This window comes from Pantoea sp. 18069, from assembly GCF_902706035.1.
GTDB lineage: Bacteria > Pseudomonadota > Gammaproteobacteria > Burkholderiales > Burkholderiaceae_C > Comamonas.
In genome coordinates this window covers 52,093-61,930 of the sequence record NZ_CACSJA010000031.1, presented here as the reverse complement: position 1 = coordinate 61,930, position 9,838 = coordinate 52,093, and the positions used below count along the sequence as shown (strand labels likewise).

Below are 9,838 nucleotides of genomic sequence, written 5' to 3'. Positions count from 1 at the left end.
CGCCCACCCGGTGTCCCGCTGCCTGTCGCTGCGGCGCCTGGGCGCCCTCACCTTCACCGCGCTGACCGCGGCGCTGCCGCTGGGCGCCCAGGCGGCCGACAACTATCCAAGCAAGCCCATCAAGCTGATCGTGCCGTTCGCGGCCGGTGGCTCCACCGATATCGTCGCCCGGGTGCTGGCCGAAGGCATGCGCAGCACGCTGGGCCAGCCGGTGGTCGTCGACAACCGCGGCGGCGCGGGCGGGCTGATAGGCACCGAAGCCGTGGCCCAGGCCCAGCCCGATGGCTACACGGTGGGCATGGCCACGGTGAGCACCATGACCATCAACCCCCTGCTCTACACCCGGGCCCAGGGCCTGGGCGCGAAGCTCACGCCCGTCGCCAACCTCGTGACCATGCCTTCGGTCTGGATGGCCCACCCCAAGATGGGCGTGAACAACTTCGCCGACTTCCTCGCCAAGATCCGCGCCCAGCCCGGCGCCTTCAGCGCCGGCGTGCCGGGCGTGGGCACGCTGGGCCATCTGATGCTTGCGTCGTTCAACGACACCATGAAGACCGATATCCAGATCGTGCCCTACCGCGGCAACGGCCCGGCGCTCAATGACGCGCTGGCCGGCCAGGTGCAGGTCATGACCGATCAGCTGCCTTCGGCGCTGCCGCAGATCAAGGGCGGCAAACTGATTCCCGTCGCGCTGTCGGCCACGGCGCGCTCGCCCGATCTGCCCCATGTGCCGACCTTCAAGGAGCTGGGCCATGACGACCTGAATGCGCTGGGCATCAGCTGGTTCGGCATCGTCGTGCCCGGGAACACGCCCGCGCCCATCGTCAGGAAGCTGCAGGACGCGGCCGTCAAGGCCGCCCACCTGCCCGAGGTGCAAAAGCGCCTGCAGGCGCTGGGCGCGCAGGCCACCGACATGGACCAGAGCCAGTTCCCCGGGCAGATCGCGGCCGACATCCAGCGCAACAAGGCCCAGCTCGACAAGGCCGGCATCCAGCCCGAATGATGGCGCAAGCCCAGGAAACACCGTCCATGACCATACTGAACGAACTGCAGGAATTCTTCACGCGCGAGACGCCGCGCATGACGGCGCTGGCCGACCGGATCTGGTCGCTGGCCGAACTGCGCTACGCCGAGATGTCGTCGGCGCAACTGCATATCGACGCGCTCGCGAGCGCGGGCTTTCGCATCACGCGCGATGTCGCGGGCATTCCCACGGCCTTCATGGCCGAATGGGGCGACGAGGGCCCGGCCATTGCGTTTCTGGGCGAATACGACGCGCTGTCGGGCCTGAACCAGCAAAGCGGCGCGCTGGTCTGCACGCCTTCGGTCGACAGCCCGGGCCTGGCCGGCCACGGCTGCGGCCACCACCTGCTGGGCACGTCGGCGCACTTCGCCGCCATCGCGCTGCAGGCGCATCTGCAGGCCAGCGGGCAAAAGGCCCGCATACGCTACTACGGCTGCCCCGCCGAAGAAGGCGGCTCGGGCAAGACCTTCATGGCGCGCGCGGGCGTGTTCGACGACGTCGACGTCGCGCTGACCTGGCACCCCGCGAGCTTCACCGCGGTGTTCAGCCAGAGCACGCTGGCCAATATCCAGGCCAGGTTCATCTTCCACGGCAAGGCCTCGCACGCCGCGCATTCGCCGCACCTGGGCCGCAGCGCGCTCGACGCGGTCGAGCTGATGAATGTGGGCGTCAACTACCTGCGCGAGCACATGCCTTCGGACGCGCGTGTGCACTATGCCGTGACCGATGCGGGCGGCATGTCGCCCAATGTGGTGCAGGCGCGCGCCGAAGTGCTCTATCTTGTGCGCGCGGGCCGCAACCACGAGGCCGCCGAACTCTACGCGCGCGTGCAGAACGTCGCGCGCGGCGCGGCGCTGATGACCGACTGCCGGCTCGAGATCGTGTTCGACAAGGCCTGCTCCAACCTGCTGCAGAACACCACGCTCAACCAGGTGATGTATGCGCAGATGCAGGCGCTGGGCCGGTTGCAGCTCGACGCGCGCCAGCAAAAGCTCGCCAGCGACTTCCAGGCCACGCTGGACCCCAACGACCTCGACGCCGTGAGCCGCCCGCTGGCCGCGGTGCTGCGCGGCAAGGTGCCCGCGGTGTTCGAAGGCCTTGCGCCCTACGACCCCAAGGTGCAGGAAACCATGTTCGGCTCCACCGACGTCGCCGATGTCAGCTGGATCACGCCCACGGTGCAGGCCTGGGTCGCGTGCTATGCGTTCGGCACACCGCTGCATTCGTGGCAGATGGTCTCGCAGGGCCAGTCGGGCCTGGCCCATGCGGGCATGGTGCATGCCGCCAAGGTGCTGACCGCGACTGCGGTGGAATTGATTGCCAACCCGGCGCTGATAGCCGCCGCCAAGGCCGAACTGCTGGAACGCCGCCAGGGCCAGCCCTATGCCTGCCCGATTCCGGCCGATGTGCCGCTGCCGTTTTTGCGCAAGTAGGCCGCGGCTCTTGACCCATGCCCCATCCCGTTCGCCCTGAGTCCTGAAGTCGATAAGGCATGGCCCAACCCGTTCGCCCTGAGCCCGTCGAAGGGTGAACGGCCTGCCCTCCAGCCAAGCCCACAGCCCACGATTCAGCGCAAAATGGCATTTTTCTTGCTTATGCCAAGCCATGAGTCATCCCTTGCGCATTGTGGTCATCGTCCCGGATCTGGCTGTGCTGGACGACCAGGAAGAGCATGTGCGCCTGCAGCTCGAGCGCTCGCGCTCCTTGCGCGTGGGGCTGCTCGAAGCGCAATACGATATCGTCGCCACGCTGCCGGCCGATGTATTCCTGAGCGAGCGCCTCGCGCAGCTGCGCCCCGATCTGATCATCGTCGACGCCGAAAGCGAAGCCCGCGACGCGCTCGAACATGTGGTCATGGCGACGCGCGACAAACGCCGCCCCATCGTGCTGTTCACCAATGACCCCGACACCACGCATGTGCCCGACGCGGTCGCCGCGGGTGTCTGCGCCTATATCGTCGAAGGCCTGGCGCCGCAGCGCATACGCCCCATCCTGCAGGTGGCGATGGCGCGCTTCAAGCATGAGCAGTCGCTGCGTGCCGAACTCCAGGATGCGCGCGACGAACTCAAGGACCGCAAGACCATAGACCGCGCCAAGGGCATCCTGATGCAGCGCCAGTCGCTGAGCGAGAAGGAGGCCTACGACCGGCTGCGCAAGCTCGCGATGGACAAGGGCATCAAGATGGTGCAGATCGCACAGCGCATGATAGACGCGGCGGAATTGCTCGGCTAACAGACGCCAACGCGCCCCGATTCAGCGCACGCGCACAGAAATGGCGCGCGACGCGCCGGCAAAAAACCCGCTCCACAGCCCCGGTCCCGGCCGCTGCATTGGGAAAACCGCTGTTTCATGCCGGAAAACCCAAGCTGGCACCGAAGTTGCTTAAGTAAAAGCAAGGTCAACGAAGACCCCACCGACAGGCATTCAACGACCGATTTGCCTGTCACCGGACAAAGGCGTCCCCATCACTGCACGGCAAGCCCATGGCTTTCGCGCAGGATGCGGGCGCCTTTTTTTTTGCCACTTTTCTGCCGAGACTGCATATGCCTGACCTGATGAAAACCGGCGTTCCGCGCCGCACCGTTTTGCAAGCCGCCGCCGTGGGGGTCGCGGGAATTTCCCCGGCCCTGCGCGCGCTGGTGCATGCCCAGGGGTCCGACGCGCCGGAGAAGAAGGAAGTGCGCATAGGCTTTATCCCGCTGACCGACTGCGCGAGCGTGGTGATGGCTTCGGTGCTGGGCATAGACAAGAAATACGGCATCAAGATCATTCCCACCAAGGAAGCGAGCTGGGCGGGCGTGCGCGACAAGCTGGTCAATGGCGAGCTCGACTGCGCCCATGTGCTCTATGGCCTGGTCTACGGCGTGCATCTGGGCATTGGCGGGCCGAAAAAGGACATGGCCGTGCTCATGAACCTGAACAACAACGGCCAGGCGATCACGCTGGCCAAGAAGCTTGCCGACAAGGGCGCGGTCAACGGCGCGGGCCTGGCCAAGCTGATGGCCAGCGAAAAGCGCGAGTACACCTTTGCGCAGACTTTCCCCACGGGAACGCATGCGATGTGGCTCTACTACTGGCTGGCCGCGAACGGCATCAACCCCATCAAGGATGCCAAGGTCATCACCGTGCCGCCGCCGCAGATGGTGGCCAACATGCGTGTCGGCAATATGGACGGCTTTTGCGTGGGCGAGCCCTGGAACCACCGCGCGATCATGGACGGCATAGGCGTCACGGCCGCCACCTCCCAGGAGATCTGGAAAGACCACCCCGAGAAAGTGCTGGGCACCACGGCCGAGTTCGCCGACAAGTACCCGAACACCGCGCGCGCCGTCACCGCCGCGATTCTCGAAGCCGGCCGCTGGATAGACGCCAGCCTGGCCAACAAGAACCAGATGGCCGAAACCATTGCCGCCAAGTCCTATGTGAACACCAGCGTCGACGCGATCAACCAGCGCATCCTGGGCCGCTACCAGAACGGCATGGGCAGGACCTGGGACGACCCCGACCACATGAAGTTCTACAACGAGGGCGCGGTGAACTTCCCCTACCTCTCCGACGGCATGTGGTTTCTCACCCAGCACAAGCGCTGGGGCCTGCTCAAGGACCACCCGGACTACCTTGGCGTGGCCAGGTCCATCAACCGCATAGCCCTCTACAAGGAGGCGGCGACGGCCTCCAAGACGCCGCTGCCCAAGAGCGACATGCGCAGCAGCAAGCTCGTCGACGGCGTGGTCTGGGACGGCACGCAGCCGCAGAAGTACGCCGACAGTTTCAAGGTCAAGGCCTGACGCAGGCGCTGCCGGGCCCCGGCGCCCGGCACCCTCCTTTCAACGGAAGAACGCACGATGAACACACACACTTTATCGCCCACCGCCGCGCCGCTCGGCGCGCTGCACGCGCGCTCCCTTGAGGGCGTGGAGCCCGCCGCCGAGACGGCACTGCCCCTGGCCGGGCATGCCGCCCATGCGGCGCCCGCGAGCCCGGTCAGCGCCAGCGCGCGGCCTCCGAGCAAACTGGTGCTGCAGGCCCAGGATCTGGTCCAGGCCGCCGTGCCGCCGCTGCTGGGCCTGGCGCTGCTGGTGCTGGCCTGGGCCGGCATTTCCATGGCCACGGGCGGGAGCATTCCCGGCCCGGCCGCGACCTGGGAGCAGGCGATCGAGCTGTTCAGCGACCCGTTCTACAGCAACGGCCCGAACGACCAGGGCGTGGGCTGGAACGTGCTGGCCTCGCTCGAACGCGTGGCCATAGGCTTCGGCCTGGCGGCGCTGGTCGGCATTCCCGCAGGCTTTCTGATCGGCCGCTTCAAGTTCCTGTCGAAGATGTTCAACCCCATCATCAGCCTGCTCAAGCCGGTGTCGCCACTGGCCTGGCTGCCCATAGGCCTGCTGGTCTTCAAGGGCGCGAACCCCGCGGCCATCTGGACGATCTTCATCTGCTCGATCTGGCCCATGGTGATCAACACCGCGATCGGCGTGCAGCGCGTGCCCCAGGACTACATGAACGTCGCGCGCGTGCTCAACCTGTCCGAATGGAAGATCGCGACCAAGATCCTGCTGCCCTCGGTTCTGCCCTACATGCTCACCGGCGTGCGCCTGGCCGTGGGCACGGCCTGGCTGGTGATCGTCGCGGCCGAAATGCTGACCGGCGGCGTGGGCATAGGCTTCTGGGTCTGGGACGAGTGGAACAACCTCAACGTGATGAACATCATCATCGCCATAGGCGTGATCGGCATCGTGGGTCTGGCGCTCGAACTGCTGCTGGTGCAGATCGCCAAAGCTTTTACTTATGAAGAGGTGAAGTCATGAACGACAGATTCATTGAACTGCAAGGCATCTCGCAGAGTTTCAAAACGGCCAAGGGCCTGTTCCTGGCGCTGGAGAACATCGATCTGCGCATTGCCAAGGGCGACTTCGTCGCGCTGATCGGGCATTCGGGCTGCGGCAAGTCGACGCTGCTCAACCTGATCGCCGGGCTCACCACGCCCAGCAACGGCGTGCTGCTGTGCGCCAACCGCGAAATCCAGGGCCCGTCGCCCGAGCGCGCCGTGGTGTTCCAGAACCATTCGCTGCTGCCCTGGCTGACCTGCTACGAAAACGTGCATCTGGCCGTGGAGCGCGTGTTCTCGCAAGCCGAAAGCAAGGCCCAGCTCAAGGAGCGCACCGACGCGGCGCTGGCCCTGGTGGGCCTGAGCCATGCGCGCGACAAGCGCCCGGGTGAAATTTCGGGCGGCATGAAGCAGCGCGTGGGCATTGCGCGTGCGCTGTCGATGGAGCCCCAGGTGCTGCTGATGGACGAGCCGTTCGGCGCGCTCGACGCGCTCACGCGCGCCAAGCTGCAGGACGAACTGCTCGAGATCGTCGCACGCACGCGCAGCACCGTGGTGATGGTGACCCACGATGTCGATGAAGCCGTGCTGCTGTCCGACAAGATCGTGATGATGACCAACGGCCCGGCCGCGCGCATAGGCGAGATCCTGAGCGTGGACATCGCGCGGCCGCGCAAGCGCGTGGAACTTGCCAACGACCCCGAGTACCTGCGCTGCCGCAAGGCGGTGATGGATTTTCTCTACACGCGCCAGGCGCATGTCGAAAAAGCCGCCTGAAGCCCCGGGTCCATGACGGACGGCGGTATATTGGAGCTCAGGCCGCGCAGCGCATGCTGACCAGGCATTTTCGCAATACGAAGAACCGCTGATCCCATGAAAACCATTGACGAAATGCTGCACCTGGATCTGCTCACGCCCGAACAGCACCACGAGATCGGCGCCTGGATCGCCCAGGCCGACTCGCCCGAGCAAATCCTCAAGATGCCCGCGCAACTGTGGACGGCCATGGAACGCGCGAGCGAAGTCATGGGCATAGACCAGGATCTGCTGCGCCCGCCGGCGCTGGACGCACTGGGGCTGTAATCCCGATTCAGACCGGCCGCGCCAAAATGGCCTGCCTCAGCCCATCGATCAGATCGGCCTTGGGCGAATTGCGCAGCCACGCGAGCCCCACCGGCGGCAGGCTCCAGGGCAGCGCCTGCTCCAGCACTTCGGCCGCGCCGCCCACGCACACCGCCTGGGCGATGTCATCGGGCAGCACCGTGATGCCGCGCGGCAGATTGCGCAGCGCGGACGCGATGGTGCGCACCGCATAGGCCTCGAGCGTGGGAATCGGCACGCGCCGCCCGGCCGCCGAGAAGATCGCGTCTATCATGCCCCGGCTCGGCGTATCGGCGGGCGGGAAGATCCAGTCCATCTCCGACAGCTTGGCGATATCCACTTCGGGAAAGCGCGTGAGCAGCGCCGCGCTGGGCTTGGCCACGACCAGCCGCGGCTGCTGGTGGTAGAGCAGCACCTGCTCGATCGCATCGTCACCCTGTTCGTTCTGTGAAAAGCGGCAGATCGCGCAGTCGAGCGTGCGCGCGCGCAGCGCCGCGAACAGATTGCCCGTGACATCTTCCATAGACACCGTGGCGATCCTGGGCCGCAGCGAGAACAGGTACGACCAGGTGCTGTCGAGCACACGGGTCGACGCATAGGGCAGCACGCCCACGCGCAGCCGGCCCTGGCGCCCGGCGCGCACGCCATCGAGCTCGATCAGCAGTTCGTCGTTCTCGGCAATCGCATACGCCGCGCGCGCGATCACCACCCGGCCCGCAGCCGTGGGCTCGAGGCCGCGCCCGGTTCGGTCGAACAGCACGGCGTTGAAGATGTCTTCAATGTCGGCCAGCGCGCGCGTGACCGTGGGCTGGCTGCTGCCCAGGATTTCGGCGACGCGCGTGATCGAGCGGTAGCGGTCCAGCGCCACCACCAGCCGGTAGTGGCGCAGCTTCAGGCGCGCATCGATTGCGCGCCCCACGGTTTGCTGGGAATGGCTCATCGCCGAACTATAGCCTGCAATGCATGGATCGATACGAATACATTCACCCTGGCCTATTCCGTGCTTCTATAGTTGGGTCCACCATCCACTGCACCAAAAGCATTCATGAGCGCCTTCACTACCCGTCCCGAGATCACCGGAACCTTCGGCGTGGTCTCCTCTACCCATTGGCTGGTGTCGCAGACCGCCATGGGCGTGCTCGAACGCGGCGGCAATGCCTTCGACGCGGCCGTGGCCGGCGGCTTTGTGCTGCAGGTGGTCGAACCCCACCTCAACGGACCGGGCGGCGAAGTGCCCATCCTGCTGTGGAGCGAGCGGCTGGGCCGGACGCAGGCGATCAAGGGCCAGGGCGTGGCCCCGGCCGAAGCCGATGCCGAAACCTTTCGCCGGATGGGCTTGGAGCAGGTGCCGGGCATAGGCATGCTGCCGGCCACGGTGCCCGGCGCTTTCGGTGCCTGGATGACCATGCTGCGCGAACATGGCACCTGGTCGCTGGCCGATGTGCTCGCGCCGGCGATTGGCTATGCGCGCGACGGCTTTCCATTGATTCCCCGCGCCGTGCAGGCGATCTACGCGGTGCAGGACCTGTTCCGTGAACAATGGCCCACTTCGGCCCAGGTCTGGCTGCCTGAAGGCCGCGTGCCACAGCCCGGTGCACTGTTCCGGTTGCCCCAGCTCGCGGCCACCTTCGAGCGCCTGCTGCAGGAAGCGCAGACCCGTGCCAGCGGCCGCACCGAGCAGATCGATGCCGCGCTCGACATCTGGTACCGCGGCTTTGTCGCCCAGGAAATCGATCTCTACTACCGCACGGAAAAAGTGCAGGACACCAGTGGCGAACGCCATGGCGGCCTGCTGCGCTACGACGACATGGCGAACTGGCAGGCCACGGTGGAAACGCCGCTGACGCTGGACTTCGGGCGCTACACGCTGGCCAAGTGCGGCTTCTGGAGCCAGGGCCCGGCCTTCCTGCAGCAGATAGGCATGCTGCGCCACGCCGATCTGGCGCACCACCAGCCACACACGGCAGGCTTTGTGCACCGCATTGCCGAGGCCGCGAAGCTGGCCATGGCCGACCGCCTGGCCTGGTACGGCGACGCGCCCGGCGCGCAGCGCGAAGCGCAGATGGCGCTGCTGTCCGACGACTACCTGCGCGCGCGCTGGCTCGAAACCAGCGACCGCGCCTCGGCCGAACTGCGCGCCGGCGCGCCCGCGGGCATAGCGCCGCGACTGCCCGACCTGGGCGCGGCCGAGCGCACGCTTCTCACTGCCGACACGCGCTTTGGCATAGGCGAGCCCACATTTGCCGCGCTGCCGCCCGTAGCCGAATGGGCTGAGCGCGAAATTTTTGTCGGCGACACCTGCCATATCGACGTCATCGACAGGCACGGCAACATGGTCGCGGCCACGCCCTCGGGCGGCTGGCTGTCGTCGAGCCCGGTCGTGCCCGCGCTGGGCTTTGCGATCAACACCCGCCTGCAGATGACCTGGCTCGACGAAGGCCTGGCCAACACCGTCACGCCGCGCGTCGTGCCCTGCACCACCTTGTCGCCTTCGCTCGCGCTGCGCGACGGCGAGCCCTACATGGTGTTCGGCACGCCCGGCGGCGACCAGCAGGACCAATGGTCGCCGGCCTTTTTCCTGCGCCACGCGGTGCACGGCATGAACCTGCAGGAGGCGATCGACGCGCCCGCCTGGCATGTAGACCATTTCCCCGCATCGTTCTGGCCGCGCCAGACCAGGCTCAACCAGCTGACCGTCGAATCGCGCTTCGCGCCCGAGGAGATCGAAGCCCTGCGCGCCGCGGGCCACCAGGTCAAGGTCGGCGATGCCTGGTCGGAAAGCCGCATGTCGGCCTGCACCCGCGAGCGCGACGCACAAGGCCGGCTGCTGCTGCGCGCCGCGGCCAATCCGCGCGGCATGCAGGGCTACGCCGTCGGCCGCTGACGCC

General features: G+C 66.6%; 9 protein-coding genes. 8 read left to right on the top strand and 1 reads right to left on the bottom strand.

Annotated elements, in window-relative coordinates; all coding sequences use genetic code 11:
• The 7 genes from GVL12_RS20155 to GVL12_RS20125 form a co-directional block, all read left to right on the top strand.
• Positions 1-1,003, top strand: a 1,003-nt coding sequence (locus GVL12_RS20155; RefSeq protein WP_200843947.1) for a tripartite tricarboxylate transporter substrate-binding protein, incomplete at its 5' end; no start/stop codon positions are given.
• A gap of 26 nt (positions 1,004-1,029) precedes the next feature.
• Positions 1,030-2,457 carry a M20 family metallopeptidase gene (locus tag GVL12_RS20150; protein ID WP_159917347.1) on the top strand — a complete coding sequence of 476 codons (1,428 nt, stop codon included), beginning with the start codon at positions 1,030-1,032 and terminating at the stop codon, positions 2,455-2,457.
• Between the two features lie 172 nt (positions 2,458-2,629).
• Positions 2,630-3,256 (top strand): ANTAR domain-containing protein, encoded by a 627-nt coding sequence (locus GVL12_RS20145; protein WP_159917346.1) that lies wholly within the window; start codon positions 2,630-2,632, stop codon positions 3,254-3,256.
• A 323-nt stretch (positions 3,257-3,579) separates the two neighbouring features.
• Positions 3,580-4,812 (top strand): CmpA/NrtA family ABC transporter substrate-binding protein, encoded by a 1,233-nt coding sequence (locus tag GVL12_RS20140; RefSeq protein ID WP_235033925.1) that lies wholly within the window; start codon positions 3,580-3,582, stop codon positions 4,810-4,812.
• A gap of 57 nt (positions 4,813-4,869) precedes the next feature.
• The gene (gene ntrB / locus GVL12_RS20135) at positions 4,870-5,829 is read left to right on the top strand and encodes a nitrate ABC transporter permease (RefSeq protein ID WP_200843946.1); all 960 of its coding nucleotides are present in this window, start codon (positions 4,870-4,872) and stop codon (positions 5,827-5,829) included.
• Positions 5,826-6,626, top strand: coding sequence for an ABC transporter ATP-binding protein (locus GVL12_RS20130; protein ID WP_159917344.1), 801 nt, complete (start codon positions 5,826-5,828; stop codon positions 6,624-6,626). Before ntrB ends, GVL12_RS20130 begins: the two co-directional genes overlap by 4 nt.
• Positions 6,627-6,722: 96 nt before the next feature.
• Positions 6,723-6,932 carry a hypothetical protein gene (locus tag GVL12_RS20125; RefSeq protein WP_159917343.1) on the top strand — a complete coding sequence of 70 codons (210 nt, stop codon included), beginning with the start codon at positions 6,723-6,725 and terminating at the stop codon, positions 6,930-6,932.
• A gap of 7 nt (positions 6,933-6,939) precedes the next feature.
• On the opposite strand, the gene GVL12_RS20120 is transcribed toward GVL12_RS20125, so the two are convergent.
• Positions 6,940-7,890: a LysR family transcriptional regulator gene (locus GVL12_RS20120; protein ID WP_159917342.1), complete on the bottom strand. Its 951-nt coding sequence runs from the start codon at positions 7,888-7,890 to the stop codon at positions 6,940-6,942.
• A 105-nt stretch (positions 7,891-7,995) separates the two neighbouring features.
• Here GVL12_RS20120 and GVL12_RS20115 point away from each other — a divergent pair, with 105 nt between their 5' ends.
• The gene (locus GVL12_RS20115; protein WP_159917341.1) at positions 7,996-9,834 is read left to right on the top strand and encodes a gamma-glutamyltransferase family protein; all 1,839 of its coding nucleotides are present in this window, start codon (positions 7,996-7,998) and stop codon (positions 9,832-9,834) included.
• Positions 9,835-9,838: the final 4 nt, after the last annotated feature.

Coding starts and splice junctions, on each gene's coding strand:
- GVL12_RS20150 (WP_159917347.1), top strand. CDS start 1,030: ATGACCATACTGAACGAACTGCAGGAATTCTTCACGCGCGAGACGCCG.
- GVL12_RS20145 (WP_159917346.1), top strand. CDS start 2,630: ATGAGTCATCCCTTGCGCATTGTGGTCATCGTCCCGGATCTGGCTGTG.
- GVL12_RS20140 (WP_235033925.1), top strand. CDS start 3,580: ATGAAAACCGGCGTTCCGCGCCGCACCGTTTTGCAAGCCGCCGCCGTG.
- ntrB (WP_200843946.1), top strand. CDS start 4,870: ATGAACACACACACTTTATCGCCCACCGCCGCGCCGCTCGGCGCGCTG.
- GVL12_RS20130 (WP_159917344.1), top strand. CDS start 5,826: ATGAACGACAGATTCATTGAACTGCAAGGCATCTCGCAGAGTTTCAAA.
- GVL12_RS20125 (WP_159917343.1), top strand. CDS start 6,723: ATGAAAACCATTGACGAAATGCTGCACCTGGATCTGCTCACGCCCGAA.
- GVL12_RS20120 (WP_159917342.1), bottom strand. CDS start 7,890: ATGAGCCATTCCCAGCAAACCGTGGGGCGCGCAATCGATGCGCGCCTG.
- GVL12_RS20115 (WP_159917341.1), top strand. CDS start 7,996: ATGAGCGCCTTCACTACCCGTCCCGAGATCACCGGAACCTTCGGCGTG.